General features: G+C 33.1%; 17 protein-coding genes. 4 read left to right on the forward strand and 13 right to left on the reverse strand.

Annotation, left to right across the window (positions count from 1 at the left end):
• Positions 1–4 precede the first annotated feature (4 nt).
• The 4 genes from OIU83_RS02275 to OIU83_RS02290 form a co-directional block, all read right to left on the reverse strand.
• The gene (locus tag OIU83_RS02275) at positions 5–604 is read right to left on the reverse strand and encodes a porin family protein (protein ID WP_264204662.1); all 600 of its coding nucleotides are present in this window, start codon (positions 602–604) and stop codon (positions 5–7) included.
• A 589-nt stretch (positions 605–1,193) separates the two neighbouring features.
• Positions 1,194–2,972 (reverse strand): cytochrome-c peroxidase, encoded by a 1,779-nt coding sequence (locus OIU83_RS02280; protein ID WP_264204663.1) that lies wholly within the window; start codon positions 2,970–2,972, stop codon positions 1,194–1,196.
• Positions 2,973–3,068: 96 nt separating this feature from the next.
• Entirely contained in the window at positions 3,069–4,526 is a 1,458-nt protein-coding gene (locus OIU83_RS02285) for a PhoX family protein (RefSeq protein ID WP_264204664.1), read from the reverse strand.
• A 196-nt stretch (positions 4,527–4,722) separates the two neighbouring features.
• On the reverse strand, positions 4,723–5,604 hold the full coding sequence (locus OIU83_RS02290; RefSeq protein ID WP_264204665.1) for a PPK2 family polyphosphate kinase: 882 nt from the start codon (positions 5,602–5,604) through the stop codon (positions 4,723–4,725).
• Positions 5,605–5,815: 211 nt separating this feature from the next.
• Between OIU83_RS02290 and OIU83_RS02295 the strand changes: the two genes are divergently transcribed.
• Both OIU83_RS02295 and OIU83_RS02300 read left to right on the forward strand, forming a co-directional pair.
• Complete coding sequence (locus OIU83_RS02295) at positions 5,816–6,649, forward strand: DUF6929 family protein (RefSeq protein WP_264204666.1); 834 nt, start codon at positions 5,816–5,818, stop codon at positions 6,647–6,649.
• A gap of 1 nt (position 6,650) precedes the next feature.
• Positions 6,651–7,238, forward strand: coding sequence for a phospholipid scramblase family protein (locus OIU83_RS02300; RefSeq protein ID WP_264204667.1), 588 nt, complete (start codon positions 6,651–6,653; stop codon positions 7,236–7,238).
• 322 nt (positions 7,239–7,560) lie between these two features.
• On the opposite strand, the gene OIU83_RS02305 is transcribed toward OIU83_RS02300, so the two are convergent.
• The gene (locus tag OIU83_RS02305) at positions 7,561–8,406 is read right to left on the reverse strand and encodes a L,D-transpeptidase (protein WP_264204668.1); all 846 of its coding nucleotides are present in this window, start codon (positions 8,404–8,406) and stop codon (positions 7,561–7,563) included.
• 254 nt (positions 8,407–8,660) lie between these two features.
• Here OIU83_RS02305 and OIU83_RS02310 point away from each other — a divergent pair, with 254 nt between their 5' ends.
• Complete coding sequence (locus OIU83_RS02310) at positions 8,661–9,377, forward strand: 3-ketoacyl-ACP reductase (protein ID WP_264204669.1); 717 nt, start codon at positions 8,661–8,663, stop codon at positions 9,375–9,377.
• Between the two features lie 179 nt (positions 9,378–9,556).
• Here the strand turns inward: OIU83_RS02310 and mtaB are convergent, their stop codons facing one another.
• Positions 9,557–10,891, reverse strand: coding sequence for a tRNA (N(6)-L-threonylcarbamoyladenosine(37)-C(2))-methylthiotransferase MtaB (gene mtaB, locus OIU83_RS02315; RefSeq protein ID WP_264204670.1), 1,335 nt, complete (start codon positions 10,889–10,891; stop codon positions 9,557–9,559).
• 623 nt (positions 10,892–11,514) lie between these two features.
• Here mtaB and OIU83_RS02320 point away from each other — a divergent pair.
• Entirely contained in the window at positions 11,515–12,033 is a 519-nt protein-coding gene (locus OIU83_RS02320; RefSeq protein WP_264204671.1) for a hypothetical protein, read from the forward strand.
• A 168-nt stretch (positions 12,034–12,201) separates the two neighbouring features.
• Here OIU83_RS02320 and OIU83_RS02325 read toward each other — a convergent pair whose 3' ends face one another.
• From OIU83_RS02325 to OIU83_RS02355, 7 genes are all read right to left on the reverse strand, one after another.
• A complete protein-coding gene (locus tag OIU83_RS02325; RefSeq protein WP_264204672.1) occupies positions 12,202–12,729 on the reverse strand; it encodes a GNAT family N-acetyltransferase in 528 nt (175 codons plus the stop codon).
• A 6-nt stretch (positions 12,730–12,735) separates the two neighbouring features.
• Positions 12,736–13,539, reverse strand: coding sequence for a Cof-type HAD-IIB family hydrolase (locus OIU83_RS02330; protein ID WP_264204673.1), 804 nt, complete (start codon positions 13,537–13,539; stop codon positions 12,736–12,738).
• 107 nt (positions 13,540–13,646) lie between these two features.
• Positions 13,647–13,865: a DUF2007 domain-containing protein gene (locus OIU83_RS02335; protein WP_264204674.1), complete on the reverse strand. Its 219-nt coding sequence runs from the start codon at positions 13,863–13,865 to the stop codon at positions 13,647–13,649.
• 32 nt (positions 13,866–13,897) lie between these two features.
• The gene (locus tag OIU83_RS02340) at positions 13,898–14,551 is read right to left on the reverse strand and encodes a DEAD/DEAH box helicase (protein ID WP_264204675.1); all 654 of its coding nucleotides are present in this window, start codon (positions 14,549–14,551) and stop codon (positions 13,898–13,900) included.
• Positions 14,552–14,646: 95 nt separating this feature from the next.
• Positions 14,647–15,810 carry a sigma-54-dependent transcriptional regulator gene (locus tag OIU83_RS02345; protein ID WP_264204676.1) on the reverse strand — a complete coding sequence of 388 codons (1,164 nt, stop codon included), beginning with the start codon at positions 15,808–15,810 and terminating at the stop codon, positions 14,647–14,649.
• Positions 15,811–15,915: 105 nt separating this feature from the next.
• A complete protein-coding gene (locus OIU83_RS02350) occupies positions 15,916–17,232 on the reverse strand; it encodes an ABC transporter permease (RefSeq protein ID WP_264204677.1) in 1,317 nt (438 codons plus the stop codon).
• Positions 17,233–17,345: 113 nt separating this feature from the next.
• Positions 17,346–18,266 carry an ABC transporter ATP-binding protein gene (locus tag OIU83_RS02355; RefSeq protein ID WP_264204678.1) on the reverse strand — a complete coding sequence of 307 codons (921 nt, stop codon included), beginning with the start codon at positions 18,264–18,266 and terminating at the stop codon, positions 17,346–17,348.
• Positions 18,267–18,387 lie beyond the last annotated feature (121 nt).

Here is an 18,387-nt window from a genome sequence, read left to right on the forward strand (position 1 = left end):
GAGGTTATAAAATAAAATATCCTATACTTACATTAAAGGAACTTACTTTAGAGTTAAAGTCTTTGCTTATATTATTTAAGCCGCCTTGATAAGTAAAATCTAGCGTAAACTTCCACATCTCTACTCCTGCTCCAACCTGATATCCTATATTCGATTTATTAAATTTCCCGAAAGAATCTTTTAATTGGTTTAATGAGGTAACATTTTCATCGATAACATAAGAGTAAACTCCACCTCCAAAAACTCTCACATTTAGAGCGTCCATATCGATTACTTTATAACCAATAACCAATGGTACCTCAATGCTTTTCCATTTTACATTTCTTGATTCAAATAAAGAGGATTTCTCAATTTTAGAAGATTTCTCGCTATACAAAATTTCGTTTTGTACATAAAACCTTCCAACATCAAATCGTGCCATTGCGCCTCCAAAATAACCAGTTGCATATTTGGAACTAAAGCCTGCAGAAACAGGCAACTCAGAGTAATTTGCTCCACCTTTTATACCAATATGGATTGGAAGCGGAGATTGTGCATTAACTTTAGAAGAAATCAAACCCAATAAGAAAAGAGCAGTCAACAATACTAATTTGTAAATTTTCATGATAATAGTTTTTATTAATTTGATGCAAAGGAGCATAAACTATAATCCCTATTAAAATTAGTTTGATGAACGGCATTAGTCTTTTGACCAACGGACCGAAAACAAATCTGTGACAAAATAATTAACCGCTAAGAACGCAAAGCCTTTTATTTACAAGTTTTTATAAAATGCAAAGTTCGCAAAGCTTTGTGTTGAACCAGCTTTGCGAACTTTGCGTAAATCTTTGCGCCCTTTGTGGTAAAAATTTGCCACAGATTTCAAGAAAGTCGGTTTGGGACTTTGACAAAGAGTTGCTAACTTAAATTGTCTATAGAGGAACGCGGATGATATGGATTTACAAAAGTAAAGCCGCGGATTAAAACTGATTTAAAACAATCAAAAATAAAATCCGTTTTAATCAGCGTTTTCGCTCTAGCGAATCCGCCTCATCCGCGTTCCTTTCGCAAACAGTTAGATAGAATTATAATGATTAAAAAGATTTTAAAAAGATTTGTGTTGAATCAGCTTTGCGAACTTCGCGTAAATCTTTGCGTGCTTTGCGGTTAATTTTTTTGCATCTCAAATCTAGCATCTCTTAGTCTTGCCTCTATTATCTCATTTTTAGATACCTCTCATCCGTTAGCGTCTTCATAAAAACAATTAATTGCTTCTTTTCTTTATCAGATAAATTTAGTTTGTCTTCGGGTAAAGTTTGATTAGGAAGATCAAAACCTAAACCTATTCCTCCACCATCATTATAAAAATCAACAACTTCTTCTAGTGTTTTATAAACCCCATTATGCATATAAGGAGCAGTAAGTGCTATGTTTCTTATGGTAGGAGTTTTAAACGAAAACTTATGAATAGCAGCTTGCGTTATAACGAACTTACCCAAATCGCCATCAAGTGTTTTGTTTTTATTTGGCACACCTAATACTTCACTTTCCGATCTGTCAAAATTTGGCGGAACAGTTCCATTCGTAAGTGGTATAAAATGACACGTTGCACATTTGGCTTTGCCAGCAAATAAATTAAACCCTGCTTTTTCATCAGCAGTAAACGTTCCTTTATTTTGCATATACCTATCAAATTTAGAATCGTAATGGCTTAAAGAACGAATGTAAGAAGCTAAAGCATTTTTTATTTCAAATGCGTTTATTTCACCTTTCGGGAATGCTTTTTTAAATTCCTTTACATAGTCGGCATTTTTCTTGATTGCCAATGCCGATTTCTCCAGAGAACCATGCATTTCATTTTCATTTTTAATAACAGCAACTGCCTGATCTTCGAGATATCCCACTCTAGAATCCGAGAAAAACACACGCTGAAAAGCAATATTATTAAGTGTCGGTGTATTACGCTGAATCATCGATTTCCCGTCTAATGAAACTGCTCTTTCCAAACCATCCGTAAATGCTTTCTCGGCATGATGACAAGATGCACAGGAACGTGTATTGTTTCCTGATAGAATAGGATCATTAAATAACTTTTTCCCTAAAGCAATTTTTTCTGGCGTTGTTTTATAATCCGGAAAACCCGAAAATGCTTCTGCATCAAATGCTTCTGCATCAAATATCGTTTGTGCGATTGCTTTTAAACCTCTTGATTCTTTCATGAACGGAATTCCAAGTTCAGTTTGGGTTTGATAAAGCCCTCTGCTTAACGGATTGGCTATTTCTCTTATAAAAAAAGCACGATCAAAAGTATTGAAGCCCGTATGTGCTTTTAAATACTTTTTACCTTTTTCAAGAATCTGAAGCACTTGCTTAGAATTCGAAACTGTTTTATTTTCAATATAAATACGATAATATTTTTCGATAGTTTCTAACGATACCAATGCCTCATTTATTGAATTAAAGGCAATAGGCGAATCAAATCCAGTAATTCCCAAGGTAATAATGCGATATACTTGTAATCTCATGGCATCAAAAACATGAGCATCGGTTAATTCATTAGTACTTGAAACTTTTTCCAAACGCGTTAAATTAGCTTCCAAGACACCCAATTCCTGAACCAATTCTTTTTTAACTTCGGTATTGTATTTTGGAAAAATTAATTCTTCTATAACCTGAAAACCCTCTGGTGGAACTGTTACTTTATCATTTTCTTCAAACTCGCTTATTGCAGGTCCATTAATAGCTTTGGAAACCGTTGGCGAGTAATATTCACTTATCATTTCGACTTTCTTATAGCTCTGGTGCGCTTCCAGAAACTGTCGCTGAATTTGTGCCTCGGTAGAATCCGATTGTACCGAATACTTAAGTTTGGCAACTTTTTGAATCAATAAAGAAATATCATCTTTAAACAATTCATTTACTTCCTGATGTTTGTTTTTTTTCTGACAAGCAACCAACGCTATAACGAACAACAAACAGTATATTTTTTTCATGATTTAATACCGATTAAAAGAGGAACATTTAGAAAAACAGAAACCACTACCTCAAATTGAAGTAGTGGATTACTGTTTTTACAATTACTTAAAAATTTATCTCGCTAAACCTTTAAGAACTAAAATTTGACTTGCTTGTTGTTCGTTAGGACGGTTTGTTCCACCATCAACGCCTTTATATTTATCGCCAGTCCAAGTATGTGGTTGTACACTCAACATAAAAGTATCTTCGATACCTACTTGCTCCGAAACATCGATTAAAGCACCATACTCCCAATCTCCGAATTTAGACATTCCACCTACGTTATATTTAGCAGCATCAGCTTGAGTACGACGGTGATCCAACTCAACTACAACTTTTAAATCCTTCGTCGCAATGTTGTATTGGTAGATATAAGCATCATGAGTTTCGTCTCCGTAACCATTAGCATCTTCCTGAACGTATACAAAGTTTTTAGTCACACAGATGTTATCCGGATTTTGGAATTTACCAGCAATTCCCGAACGATTATCACCATCAAGAATAACTTCAAGAGTTCCTTTTAATGGATCTGCAGCATCAAGATTTAATCTATAAACTCTACCATATTTAGTTCTCGAAGCATCAGCATTTGTTCCAGTTGTATTTTGTCCAGTAGCATTAAAATACAATTCACGATCTGCAGTACCACCACCTTTACGGTAATCCAAATCCTCTACACGACCAAATTTAATAGCCTTCAATGTATTTACAGATGCATTAATTTGAGCACCAGTAAGTGTTTTATGATTGTCGATTTTTACAAAAGAAACAGGGTAAGACTTACTAACCGTCATATCCATTTCTCTTTGGTTATCGTCATTTCTTTTTAGCATATATAAAGAACCACCAGATAAATCACCCACAGTATTTGATACATACATAAAAACTTGACCTCCGTAAGTTCCTGAATCATCATCACCAATTACAACAACCGTTTTTCCTTTATAAGCAGATATAGGTAACGGCAAAGCATTCTCGGCACTTAAACGACCAAATCCTGCTAATTCTTTTGAAACCGATGCCGAACCAACACTTCCGTTAGGATCTAATGCATGTGTACGAGACTCTTCTCCAGATTCTCCACAAGTTAAAAACACAGGTCCAAAACCATGTTCTGCAGGTGTAGCCATAGTAGCCCCACATAATCTCCATGTTCCTCCGCTAGAGTTTAACAAATATTCTCCTTTGGTAGGTTTGAATGTTTTGTCAAGCATAATTCTTGAAACAGCAAAGTTATCTTCGTTGTTTACTAAAAAAGTAAAAGTTCCATCTGCATTTTTCAACAAACCAGAACCATCTGCAGAACCTCCAAAAACAAATTTAGGACTGTCTGGAAAAACATCGTCTGAACTAAAAAGAGAATAAATCTTCAAACTTTCAAAACCCGCCTTTGCCTTTAATAAACTTGGCGTTACCGATTGGTCTTTTAATACAACACTCGTCGTTGCAGTTGGTTCCTGATCTTTAGAATCATTATTACATGATGTAATTAAAGATCCAAGAATAATTAGGGGTAAAATAATTCTTTTCATTTTAGTTAAAGTTGGTTTATATTTTTTTTACAAAGTAACCTCCTACTCTTTAACTAAAAATGATTTCGATATTATCAAAAAAACAAAAGTCACATCAAAACCACCCAATAAACGTCAAAATAATTAACATTAAATTAGTAATACAAAACATTCATAAACTTGCAGTAACATCAAACCAAAAAAAAGAGCCTTATTTCTAAGACTCGTTTTCCAATTGTTTTTTATAAATTCCAATGTTTTCCCTGATACTCTCAGGCAATTCTGGTTCCTTAATATCGGTATGTTTCTCCATTGTTTCCCAAATAATTTTGGCCACAATATAACGTGCCATCTCTTTATCATCTGCAGGAACTACATACCAAGGAGCATCTTTGGTCGAAGTTTTATTTATAGCTTCTTCATAATACTTTTGATAATCATCCCAATATCCACGCTCCTTCAAATCCGAAACTGAGAATTTCCAATTATGCTTTTCCTTGTCCAATCGTCTCAATAATCTTTGGCGCTGTTCCTCCTTGCTTAAATGCAAATAAAACTTAAGAACAATAATCCCGTTTTGCGTAATATGCCTCTCAAAATTATTAATTTGCTCAATTCTGTTTTTCCAAAAATCCTCTGTAATATCTTCTACCTTCTCAATTCCTGGTAGATTCTCATTCAATATAAATTCAGGATGTACACGAGTAACCAAAATATTCTCGTAATGCGTACGATTAAAAATTGCATATTTTCCTTTTTCGGGCAAAGCAAGATAATGTCTCCATAAATAATCATGCTCAAGCTCGGAAGAATTAGGTGTTTTAAAACTATGAACCACAACTCCACGTGGATTAAACTCCTTAAAAACCTCACGAATCAAACTGTCTTTTCCCGAAGTATCCATCCCTTGCAAACAAATCAAAACGCCGTACCTATTATGAGCATACATCACATCTTGCTGTTTACTTAATTTAGCTTGTACCTTATCCAGTTTTACTTCCTTGTCCTTCTCATCGGCATTTATATCCAGTAAAGTCGGAATTTTTGATAGTTTTATTTTATCAACAACTTTAAAATTTTTTGGGTCAATTGATTTCATATTTCATCGTTTTAATTAAAGTAAATATACTATTTTTGGTCAGCTTTTTCCCGCTTTGCATTACAATACTTTTCAGTAAATTGCTTTTTTCTAAAAAAGTAACAGGAGCTTCCGCTGGTCGCTCTGTTTCTTTAAGAAAAAATAACAATTTCCTCTCAAAGTATTTTCATTATAATCGGGGCTAAAACATCTACATCCAAAAACAACAATCATGGAAAAATTCACACTCGAAATCCTATTCCAAATCATTGGGATTGGTTCTGCATCAGGACTTATATATCAAGACAATTCATTATTTATAATTGGCGACAATAGTGGTTATTTATACGAATACAACATCGATAATTCCGATTTAAAAAAACATGAGATAATTGCAAATCCAACCGAAAACATTGCAAAAAATATAAAACCCGATTTTGAATCCATTACACAACATGGAGATACCTTATATATTTTTGGTTCAGGATCAACCGATCAGAGAAACAAAATGGTCGAATTCGATTTAAAAAACAAAACCAAAATCGCGACAAACAACTTAACCGATTTTTATGCCGTAATGCAAAATTTCTCAGGTATAAAACCAGAGGATTTTAATCTGGAAGGCGCTATTTTCGATGGCGAAAATTGGTATTTATTCAATCGAGGAAACGGAAAAACCAATAAAAATGCCATTTTCACCATACATGCCAAAAGCTTAGGAGAAGAATTTAGCCTTATATCTGTAGATTATAAGCTCCCTAAAATAAAAGGAGTTCGCAGCAGTTTTACAGATGCCATACTTGTTGATAATAAAATTTACTTTTTGGCTACAGCCGAAGACACCAAATCTACCTATGCCGATGGAGAAATATTAGGAAGCTTTATTGGTCGAATTGATTTGAAAACCATGAAAATTGATTTTACTAAAAAAATCAGTGCAACCAATAAATTCGAAGGTATTACATTATATAAAAAATCAAACAATCAAATCGAGTTTTTACTTTGCGAAGACAATGACACCGAGCTTCTAGAAACTAAGATTTACAAATTAACCCTAAACAATTAAAATGAACCCTATTTTAAATCAAAACCTATTTTTAGTAAAAGAACATATCGGAATGTTCAAAGCTGCTAATAACTATGACATTTACAATCCCGAGAACAATGAACTAATAATGAATTGCCGAGAAAAAAATCTAGGCTTTTTTACAAAAGTATTACGTTTTACCGATTTTAAAAGAGCAACCCCTTTTGACATTGAAATTGCAACTCCAGCAGGAGAAAAAATAATTAATGTAAAACGTGGTGTAGCAATTTTTCGTTCTACAGTAGAAGTATTCGACGAAAAAGAGCGTTTGATCGGAACATTTCAACAAAAATTATTTTCTATCGGGGGAAAATTTGAAATTTTAGATAAAAACCAAAAACCCGTTTGTACACTACAAGGAAAATGGACAGGTTGGGATTTTAAATTTACCAAAGACACCAAAATGCTTGGACAAGTAAATAAGAAATGGGCAGGAATTGGGAAAGAATTCTTCACTAGTGCCGATAATTATGTACTACAAATAGAAAACTCCGTAGCACAAGACGATAGCGTAAGACAACTTATTCTTGCTGCAGTAATGTGTATCGATATGGTATTAAAAGAATAAATTATATTCTTAAAAATTTAGTTAGCCACCAATTTCTCTAATTTCTACTAATTAATTTGATAACCGAGCGATAGCAAACAAGTAAAAGAAGTTTGCAATGCTAAAATATAATACCCAAAAAAAGCCATGAACTGCTCCAATAAAAGGAATTCATGGCTTTTATATTATTTGTTATTTAATAAAATTAGGCTTCTTTTTTGAATGTGTTAAAGCTCAATTTTAGCTATCCTAACAGGTTTCTAAAACCTGTTAGGTATCCATATTTATTATCATACTCAATAAGTTAAAAAAACCTTGCAGGATTTAGACAAAAGAAAATATATTACTTACTATTTTGATACGCTTCCCTATTCTTCTGTTCGGTCAAAATCTTATCTAAGAAAGGCGTTGTTTCCTTTTCTATTTCTTCTTTCGAAATTTCTAATGCCATAGGATCTTTAATTAATTGCAGCCAAGGTTTCTTTGCATCAAAATCATAAGACCCGAAAACAATTACAGGAGTTCCCTTAACCTTTATATTTTCTTTATCTGCCAATACCCATTGATCAGCCCAATCATAAAGATAACGTGCATCTTTTTCCTGAAGACGTAAACACGAATGCGAGGCAGGATATCCCGGCAAAGCATATTGGTGAAAACCAATGCCTTTCTTGTTTTCTATATTAAAGTTCCAGCGTAACTCCCACTCATCATTAAAAGTACTTGTCGTTTTTTCGGCTTTCCAGTTGGTATAAAAAAGTCCCGTTGGCGTAGGGTCGTTTTTCCTCCCCATATTAGTAGGTCCGGTATAAACTAATTGTCCTTTCTCATAGGCTGCAAATGCTTGCGTAGGATAAGAAAAGAAAATTATCTTATCAATATCTCTCAAATACGGAACTGTCAACGGAAACGGAAAATAGTTTTCGATCTTACCACTTAAATCAGAAGGAACTATAATGGAATCCATTTTGGCAAAATTGGCTATATCAGTTCGATTAACTGCAATAACTATATTTAGTTTTGAATCATCAGTAGGATTAGCTTTTAACCATTCTTTTCTCTTCTCGAGATGATAAGAAACAACTGCAGTTTTTTTTCTTATTTGGATTTCTTTTATCGCTGGAGGATCACTTTTTTTACATGAAAACGACAAAATAGATATGATTAGAATAAGAAGTACTTTTTTCATAATAAATATGTTTATTACAAATTTGGCTTATTTAATTGTGTAAAGCATTACATAATTATCCCGATTCGTTATTTTATTTAAAGATAAGAATAAAAGTAAAACCGAAAACGTAATAGTATTTTCAAAGAAGAAAATCCAGTTAATTTTATATTAAGAATCCCTATTAAATGCCGCTTTCAAAGTTGAAAATAAGTATTTTTGTACAACAAGCGATATAAACAAATTGTACTTTCAGTACATTAAAAATAACTAATATGAGCAATTTAAAAAATAAAAATGCACTGATTACAGGTGCCGGAAAAGGAATTGGAAAAGCTGTTGCAATTGCATTGGCCAAGGAAGGTGTAAATGTAATTTTGCTAGCAAGAACTCAAGCTGATATTGATAAAGTAGCCACCGAAATAAATGCTCTTGGTGTAAAATCATTAGCCATAACTGCCGATGTTTCAGACATTAATTCTGTAAATAAAGCAGTAGAAAAAGCATTAGCTGAATTTAAAAATATTGATATTTTAATTAATAATGCCGGAATTGCAGCTTTTGGTAATTTCTTAGAACTAGAGCCAACAGCCTGGGAGAGAATTATTCAGGTAAACTTAATGGGTACTTATTATGTAACCCGTGCTGTTTTACCAAATATGATCGAAAACCAAACGGGAGATATTATCAATATTTCTTCAACAGCTGGATTAAACGGAAACGCATTAACAAGTGCTTATAGCGCTTCTAAATTTGCAGTTCTGGGATTAACCGATTCTTTGATGCAAGAAATGAGAAAACACAACGTTAGAGTTACCGCATTAACACCAAGTACTGTTGCTACCGATATGGCAAAAGAATTAAAACTTACAGATGGTAATCCTGAAAAAGTGATGCAATCTGAGGATATCGCAGAACTGATCATTGCACAACTAAAATTAAACCGTAGAGTTTTTATTAAAAACAGCAGCATTTGGTCAACAAATCCTTAATTACAGCTAACATTTATATACAATAAAACCCCTCGTAAAAGGGGTTTTATTATTTTATAGTATCCTATTCTCACTTATATAAATTTCGACTCCGCTCAATTAGACAAATAACTTAAATTTTCTTTCTTCTAGAATCGCGTAAGTCTTGCTTCTTGCTTCTCCTCTGTCTTTTCTCTCTTTTAAGCTTCTGCTAATTTATTTACAAACTCCAATCGTACGCTACCATCTTCATCAATTGTAGTAAGATTAATATCGTGTAGTGTATTTACTAATTCTGGATTCCAAGGCGTTTTAACCTTTACATAATTCTCGGTAAAACCATGAATATATCCTTCTTTATTTTCACTTTCAAAAAGCACCGTTTTATTAGCTCCTAATTGGCTTTCGTAAAAAGCACGACGTTTTTTAACCGATAATCCACGTAACATCTTGCTGCGTTTCGCACGCACATTTGCAGGAACAACTCCGGGCATATTGGCTGCTTCGGTATTATCACGTTCCGAATAAGTAAAAACGTGCAAATAAGAAATATCCATTTCATTCAAGAAGTGATATGTCTCCAGGAAATGCTCATCTGTTTCACCAGGAAAACCAACAATTACATCAACACCAATACAAGCATGTGGCATAACTTCACGAATCTTATTCACTCGCTCTGTATATACTTCACGAAGATAGCGACGTTTCATTAGTTTAAGGATATCATTGCTTCCCGATTGTAACGGAATATGAAAATGAGGTACAAAAGTTCTGCTTTTCGATACAAATTCAATTGTTTCATTTTTCAATAAGTTCGGTTCAATCGAAGAGATTCTCAAACGCTCAATTCCTTCTACTTTATCCAAAGCTTGAACTAAATCCAGAAAAGTATGTTCGTGTTTTTTATTTCCGAATTCCCCTTTTCCGTAATCTCCAATATTAACTCCTGTAAGAACTATTTCTTTAATATTCTGAGCCGATATTTCTTTGGCATTTTGCAATACATTTTCCAAAGCATCACTACGAGAAATCCCCCTAGCAAGCGGAATTGTACAATAAGTACATTTGTAATCACAACCGTCTTGTACTTTTAGGAAAGCACGTGTTCTATCACCAATGGAATAACTTCCTACATAAAAATCGGCTTCCGAAATTTCGCAAGAATGTACTTCACCCATATCGTTTTTGCTCAAATCATTGATATAATCTGTGATTTTAAACTTTTCGGTTGCTCCCAAAACCAAATCAACACCATCTACAGATGCTAATTCTTCGGGTTTAAGTTGCGCATAACAACCTACTGCTGCAACAAACGCTTTATCATTAAGTTTCATTGCTTTTTTTACAACCTGCTTAAACTGCTTATCAGCATTTTCGGTAACCGAACAAGTGTTGATTACATATATATCTGCAACATCTTCAAAATCGACACGATCGAAACCTTCATCCTGAAAATTTCTTGCAATTGTAGATGTTTCTGAGAAATTCAGTTTACATCCAAGCGTATAAAAAGCAACTTTTTTTCTGTTTTCCATAGGAATAAACTACGTTTTAAGTAGTATTTATTATAATTTACCTCTTTATAAAAGAGTTGGCAAATTTACGTACAATATTTTTCAAAACGAAATCAATAATAATCTATATATCAATATTTTGTATTGCTTTAACATTTAATACCTTTAAAAAAATACTAGATAAAATAATAATGAATTGTTTTTATGTCAAAAATCAAAATTTAGGCTTAAAAAAGTACACTTCGCCATAAAACAAAAGGGAATTAGACAAAATAAGCCACAAACAAAAATAAAAATGAATCTAAAAACATTTTTACTACAGATAAATCTTATTTTTATATCCAATAACCATTTTCTAAAACTATAGATTCTACAAACTAAAAAGCCCCAATTAAATGGGTACTAATAAGATGCAATCAATTAAAAAAAATGATTTTAAAAACTAAACTTTTCTTGTTCTACGCTTTGTTAGCGTAAATATTCGTCTTAAATTCACATCTCGAAAAGTAACATGAAAAATACAATACTATTTTACGATAACTTACGTTAACATTTTTCACAATGTTATTGTACAATATTCATCAAATAAAAATGGGAAAGCCGAAAACCATATAGAGTAGGTATCTAAATTAATTAAAAATACTATGAAAGCATTTTTCCCCACAATCTTATTAATGCTATTAACTATTTTTGGTGTGCAAGCACAAACTGCGAGTGCTCCTACAAATCCATTTCCTTCTATTGCAACACTTACTTCTTGGGCGAGTTATAACTCTCAATCAAAATTCGATATAGAAATCCGTAGTATTGGATTCAAATTCGAAGTAAAATCTGTTGAAGAAGGTTCTACTGCTTTTACCTACATTAGAAAAGTAACTGTAAATGATATTTCTTATACAGACAGAATCGTCTATAGAATTGCCAATGGTAATACTGCAAGTATTATATCATTAGTAACTGCTTCGACAGATTTAGTATCATTATACACACCGCAATTGTCTACTTACAAAAGCAACAACTGTAAAACCGAAATGTCTAAAGATAAAAATACAACTTGTACTTGTTATGAGAATGCTAATTACTCTATTGATGTTTGCGACGAACGCGTAAAACTTACAATGGGTGACGGAAATAAATATTTTATCTCTGTAGCTAAAAAATAAGCTTTATAAGATACCGTTATCTTAGTAACGGACAACATCACCCAAATCTTTACATACCAAAATTCGGTAACAACTTACCTACATTTTGTTACTGCGTTAAAACAATAGTTTGTAAAGATTTGAGTGTATTATGTTTCTTAACTTTCTTAAAAAAACATAATATCTTAATTACAGATTTGGATTCTTTAATTCATACCACACTTCTTCTTCTTCATCAAGTATAAAAGAGTTTACGTACTTTAATCCAAGCTTTTCTAAGATACTTCTTGAACCACTATTCCCTGCATCTGCGTAAGCATAAATAGCTTCGACTTTCATTTCATTAAAAGCATAATCCATAAAGGCTTTTCCAGATTCCGTAGCATATCCTTTTCCCCAATGTTCTTCGATGAAACGATATCCTATCTCATAAAAATTTTGGTGATTATTGATACTCTCAGTAATGAATTTTATACCAGACCAACCTATAAAAGTATTAGTTTCTTTAAGAACTACAGCCCAGCGACCTATTCCAAAATCCTTATATTGTTGCTGCACAAATTCTATATATGCGCGACTTTCGTCAATATGCGTAACTGGTTTTTTCCCTACATACCTATGTACATTTGGATTAGAATCCAAAGTAAACATTCCTTCATCATCTGTAGAAAGAAATTCTCTTAACAATAATCGTTCTGTTTCAATTGATTCTTTCATCTGGATTTAATTTAAAATATAGCGTTGCACCACTTCCGCAACTCCGTGATTATTATTTGATGCCACAATTACATCAGCTCTGTCTCGTAATTCGGGCGTAACATTATCTACCCAAACCCCTAAGCCTGCATATTCTATCATCGTTAAATCATTACCTGCATTTCCTACAGCAATAATCTCGCTTTGATGAATATTTAATTTCTCTGCCAAAAGCTTTAAACTTGCCGCTTTATCGATTCCGTTTTGAGCAACCTCCAGGAAAAAAGGCTTAGACATCGCAACGCTTAAATGAGGCATAGCTGCTTTTAAATCATTCTCAAGTCCTTTTAAATAACTTGGCTCCTCAAGCAAAATACATTTTACTGCAGCCGTATTAACAGCTTCTTTAAAACTTGCAACTTTATTATGTTTTAAACCAGTAATAGTTTTTTCTATTTCAATAAATTCAGAGTCAGTTTCACTGATAATCTCATTATTTAAATAGGTAATAATATGCGTTTTATTTTTTATGCTATAATCGTACAATTCATGTATCTGCTCTTTTGATAAAGTTTGCTCAAAAATAATCTCATCGCTTTTCACATTACTGATAACAGCTCCATTAAAAGAAATCATATAGGAATTATTCAAATCCAATTCTAATTCTTTTGCGAAAGCAGTCATAGCCGAAGTTGGTCTGCCAGAAGCCAGAACTACGTGAACCCCCATTGCCTGAGCTTTAAGAAGCATTTCTTTATTGATATCCGAAATTTTATGGTCATCGGTCAACAAGGTATCATCCATGTCTAAAACCAGCATTTTATATTGCATATTTTTTTTATTTCAGTCGCAGTATTCAGTACTTACTAAAAACTGTGACTGTGATTTTAAGTTCACTGCGATTACCGAGACTGTAAACTGACACTAATTACTTAAAATTAAAGACTCATTCTGAACTCTTCGATAACAGGATTTGCTTTTGCAAAATCAGTCTCTTGAATAAATACCTCAACTGCCAAATCTGTATTTCCAAAACCTCCCAAACGAGCCGATTGAATATTGTTTTTAAGCACTGTATCTACTTGCGCCTCTTCTAATTTTAATTGTAACGCTTGCGCTAAAATTTCACTTCCCGAAAACACTTTCATTAATCCCATATCGTTTCTATTTTATTTATTAATAATCAAACCTATTCTTCAACATCTTCCTCATCCTCTTCGTCTTCTCCATCCTCATCGATTTCGAATAAATAAGGCTCTAGCAACATTTTATCAGTCAAAATTTCGATGCGTTCTGTAAGTTGTTCTGCAAAAACAATACGTTGTGTTTTGGCAATACTATTAGAAATACGCATGATTTTAGTTTCATGACGCAATTTCAAAATTGGATCTGCATCATCCAGAATAAACATTTTTAAACGGTTTACATTATAACCCGCAGTAGTAAACATATCACTTAGTTTATTTGGTGTTCCAATTAAAACATCAATCCCTGTCGAGATATAATTTTTATCATATTCCATGTCGCCTTTATCGTGCACTCCATAAACCTCTAGCTTGGTATATTTTCCGTACTTTTCAAAAAGGTCTTCCATTTCCAATACCTTTGCTTTATCTTCTACGATAATCAAAGCACGTGGAGATTCTTCTGTTTTACCTGCCAATTGCTGAATAACATTCAAAACAATTGTAGTTGATTTTCCACTACCTTTTGGAGCCACAATAATACAATCTACACCACTCTTTAGTGTAGAAAAAGTTTCCTGCTGCAATGCATTAGCTTCGGTTAAACCGTTTTCGATTAATGCCTCTTGTAACTTTTCGTTTATTTTTTTTAGTTTCATCTTCAAAGATTGAAAGATTTAAAAATTGAAAGATTTAAAGATTGAACTAACGTAGAATCTTTAAATTTTAAATCATTAAATCATTAAATTAATTTTTATTTGCTTGCGAACATCTTCACATCTGTTTCCGAAATTTCACTTCCTCCTAATATAATAAGGCGCTCTACAACATTTCGTAATTCTCTGATGTTTCCTGTCCAATCATACTCTTGTAGCAATGTAACTGCCTGAGGCGAAAATAACTTAACGGTATTTCCTTGCTCCGAAGCTATTTTTTCGGCAAAATGCGAAATCAAAGCAGGAATATCCTCTCTTCTATCATTTAATGGCGGTACTTTAATTAAAATCACTGCCAATCGGTGGTATAAATCTTCACGGAAACGGCCTTCGGCTATTTCTGTTTTTAAATCTTTATTGGTAGCGGCAACCACACGAACATCGACCTTTATATCTTTCTCTGCTCCTACTCTGGTAATCATACTTTCCTGTAAAGCACGCAACACTTTGGCTTGAGCCGAAAGACTCATATCGCCAATTTCATCAAGAAAAATAGTTCCTTTATCTGCTGCTTCAAATTTACCTGCTCTATCTTTTACAGCCGATGTAAAAGCACCTTTTACGTGACCAAACAATTCACTTTCTATTAACTCACTCGGAATTGCAGCACAATTTACTTCGATTAAAGGGAAATTAGAACGTGCGCTTTTCTCATGCAATTGGTGTGCAACCAACTCCTTTCCTGTTCCGTTAGGTCCTGTAATTAAAACTCTGGCTTCGGTTTCGGCTACCTTTTCAATCATAACTTTAATATGACTAATAGCTTCACTATCTCCGATCATTTCGTAATTCTTACTAACCTTTTTCTTCAGAATTTTATTCTCTACAACGAGTTGTTTTTTATCCAAAGCATTACGAACCGTATTTAACAATCGATTTAAATCCGGTGGTTTCGATATATAATCAAATGCCCCAAGACGCATTGTATGAATAGCTGTTTCCATATCACCATGACCTGAGATCATCACCATTGGAATTTCTGGTTTGATTTTTTTTGCTTCCTGCAATACCTCAACACCATCCATTTTAGGCATTTTTATATCACATAAAACCAAGTCGTAATCGTTATTTTTTATCTTTTCAAGACCCAAAACACCATCTTCAGCTTCTTCTACCTGATAGCTATCATTCTCTTCTGATAGTATCTTGGTTAATACTCTACGAATAGCCGCTTCGTCTTCTATAATTAGTATTTTACTCATTCTTTTTGAGGTTCTAAGGTTCTGAAGTACTAAGGTTCTAAGTTTTTTTTAAAGAAGCTAATCCTAGCGACTCAGTAACTTAGAACCTTAGCAACTTTAAAAAAATTAATATTTAAGCCATTTATACAATTCTTTCCATGTAGGTTTCTTTCCGTACATCAATATTCCTACGCGGTATATTTTGGCAGCAAACCAAACTACTGCAAAAAATGAAGCAAACAATAAAGTTACCGAAATGACTATTTGCCACCAAGGCACTCCAAACGGAAGTCTCATTAACATTACAATTGGTGACGTAAGCGGAATCATCGAAAACACTACTGCAATTGTCCCATGTGGATCATTTACAACAGTAAAGAAACCAATATAAACACTTAAAACCAATGGCATAATGATAGGCAAAAGAAATTGCTGTGAATCGGTTTGGTTATCAACCGCCGCACCAATAGCTGCATAAAATGAACTATATAAAAAATATCCTCCTATGAAATAAATTACAAATCCAATTAAGATACTTGCAATCGGCAAATTCCATAATTCATTAATATACATTTGAGCTGTACCTACAAATTCTTGTTGTGCAGTATGCATTAATTCGGGCGGAATCTTAGCCGTAGGTCCTACATTTACCCCAAAAAAGGCCGATGCCGCAAACATTAAAGCAAATCCTATTACTGCCCAGATTAGGAATTGTAATAATCCTGCCAATGAAGTTCCGATTATTTTTCCCATCATCAACTGGAAAGGTTTTACCGATGAGATAATGATTTCAATAATTCGATTAGTTTTTTCCTCGATTACACTTCGCATAACCATATTACCATAAATAACAATAAACATCATTATCAAGTAACCAAAAGAACCTCCTATTGCAATTTTTATCTCATTAAGCCCTTTTAAACTTTCTTCTCCCGATGCTTTTGCTAGATGAATATTTACATTTGCCTGAGCATTTTTTATAGCTACCGTATCTAAATTTGCCTCTTGAAAATTAATCTTAGTAATTTCATTAGCAATTATATTTTGCGTATTTTCAATAAAAGAAATACTCGGGCTATTATTGGATATAAATTCAATTTTACCTTCTAAATCTTTTATCTTATTCGTTTTAGGAATTACAAGCAATCCATCCAAACTTTCTTTGGCAATACTATCTTTTAAGGATTGTACTGGAATCTTGGATAAATCAAGGTACTTAAATTCTACTTTTTCTGCATTTTGCTTTATAAATTGAGCTGCAAATAAACCTGTTTCATCATGTATTGCAATACGCTTTGTTTCGGCTTTCATAGAGCTTAAATACCCAATAAATGCTGCTATCCCTACAAACAACAACGGACTCAAAAAAGTCATTACGATAAAAGATTTATTACGGACTTTAGAAATAAATTCTCTTTTTATAATTAATGATATAATACTCATCTTTTATTTTAGATTGTTAGATTTTTAGACTTCTTAGACTTGCTTAGATTTTGAAACTTCATAGATTTTGAGATTAGTCTAAGTAGTCTAAAAATCTAAGCAAGTTTAAAAATCTATTTCGTTACTGTTTGAATAAAAATATCATTTACACTTGGGATCTTCTCAACAAAGTGAGTTACTTGTCCGCGTTGTGTTAATATATTCAATAGCTCGTTTGGAGTTGCATTTCCTATCTGAATTTCCAGTTTTAACTCATCACTCAAAGATTTAAAATGTGCCGGTAAAACGGTGAATTTTTGCGAAATATCATACATCAAACCTTCGATATTGTTTGTTAATATTCCTACTTCAAAACTATTCGTTTTAAATTGTCGCTTAACATCAACCAGTTTTCCTTCTATCAGTTTATTCGACTTATGAATCAAAGCAATATGATCACATAACTCCTCTACACTTTCCATTCTATGTGTCGAAAAAATAATCGTCGAGCCTTGTTCTTTTAATGCCAAAATTTCATCTTTTATGACATTGGCATTCACAGGATCAAAACCAGAAAACGGCTCATCAAAAATTAACAATTTTGGTTTATGCAAAACACAAACCACAAACTGAATTTTTTGCGCCATTCCTTTTGATAATTCCTGAACTTTCTTATTCCACCAACCTTGTATTTCCAATCTTTCAAACCAATATTCCAATTGTTTCTTAGCTTCGCCTTTTGAGAGTCCTTTCATCTGAGCCAAATACAAACATTGCTCTCCTACTTTCATAGAATTATACAATCCTCTTTCCTCTGGAAGATACCCGATATGCTGAACGTGTTTAGGCTGTAATTTTTCACCATCAAGAATTACTTCTCCACTATCTGGCAAAGTAATCTGATTTATGATTCGTATAAGTGATGTTTTTCCTGCTCCATTGGGACCTAATAGTCCATAAATACTGCCTTTAGGGACATTTAATGAAACTTCGTTAAGCGCAACATAATCACCGTATTGTTTTACGACTTTATGTACTTCGAGTAAGTTGCTCATGCTATTTTTTTGGATTTACTACGTCAATTTGACCTTTTTGGCCTCGCGCCTGTAAAAGTAAATAATTAGTAGCGAATACTTAGTATTGTTACAAAAAAAACCCATCCTAAAATAAAGTTAA

The sequence above is a fragment of the Flavobacterium shii genome, assembly GCF_025847235.1.
Lineage (GTDB): Bacteria > Bacteroidota > Bacteroidia > Flavobacteriales > Flavobacteriaceae > Flavobacterium > Flavobacterium shii.

Excerpts from the sequence above, each read along its gene's own strand:
- OIU83_RS02300 (WP_264204667.1), top strand. The coding sequence starts at position 6,651 with ATGAACCCTATTTTAAATCAAAACCTATTTTTAGTAAAAGAACATATC.
- OIU83_RS02350 (WP_264204677.1), bottom strand. The coding sequence starts at position 17,232 with ATGAGTATTATATCATTAATTATAAAAAGAGAATTTATTTCTAAAGTC.
- OIU83_RS02345 (WP_264204676.1), bottom strand. The coding sequence starts at position 15,810 with ATGAGTAAAATACTAATTATAGAAGACGAAGCGGCTATTCGTAGAGTA.
- OIU83_RS02285 (WP_264204664.1), bottom strand. The coding sequence starts at position 4,526 with ATGAAAAGAATTATTTTACCCCTAATTATTCTTGGATCTTTAATTACA.
- OIU83_RS02280 (WP_264204663.1), bottom strand. The coding sequence starts at position 2,972 with ATGAAAAAAATATACTGTTTGTTGTTCGTTATAGCGTTGGTTGCTTGT.
- OIU83_RS02290 (WP_264204665.1), bottom strand. The coding sequence starts at position 5,604 with ATGAAATCAATTGACCCAAAAAATTTTAAAGTTGTTGATAAAATAAAA.
- OIU83_RS02340 (WP_264204675.1), bottom strand. The coding sequence starts at position 14,551 with ATGAAACTAAAAAAAATAAACGAAAAGTTACAAGAGGCATTAATCGAA.
- mtaB (WP_264204670.1), bottom strand. The coding sequence starts at position 10,891 with ATGGAAAACAGAAAAAAAGTTGCTTTTTATACGCTTGGATGTAAACTG.
- OIU83_RS02305 (WP_264204668.1), bottom strand. The coding sequence starts at position 8,406 with ATGAAAAAAGTACTTCTTATTCTAATCATATCTATTTTGTCGTTTTCA.
- OIU83_RS02355 (WP_264204678.1), bottom strand. The coding sequence starts at position 18,266 with ATGAGCAACTTACTCGAAGTACATAAAGTCGTAAAACAATACGGTGAT.
- OIU83_RS02320 (WP_264204671.1), top strand. The coding sequence starts at position 11,515 with ATGAAAGCATTTTTCCCCACAATCTTATTAATGCTATTAACTATTTTT.
- OIU83_RS02325 (WP_264204672.1), bottom strand. The coding sequence starts at position 12,729 with ATGAAAGAATCAATTGAAACAGAACGATTATTGTTAAGAGAATTTCTT.
- OIU83_RS02295 (WP_264204666.1), top strand. The coding sequence starts at position 5,816 with ATGGAAAAATTCACACTCGAAATCCTATTCCAAATCATTGGGATTGGT.
- OIU83_RS02330 (WP_264204673.1), bottom strand. The coding sequence starts at position 13,539 with ATGCAATATAAAATGCTGGTTTTAGACATGGATGATACCTTGTTGACC.
- OIU83_RS02335 (WP_264204674.1), bottom strand. The coding sequence starts at position 13,865 with ATGGGATTAATGAAAGTGTTTTCGGGAAGTGAAATTTTAGCGCAAGCG.
- OIU83_RS02310 (WP_264204669.1), top strand. The coding sequence starts at position 8,661 with ATGAGCAATTTAAAAAATAAAAATGCACTGATTACAGGTGCCGGAAAA.
- OIU83_RS02275 (WP_264204662.1), bottom strand. The coding sequence starts at position 604 with ATGAAAATTTACAAATTAGTATTGTTGACTGCTCTTTTCTTATTGGGT.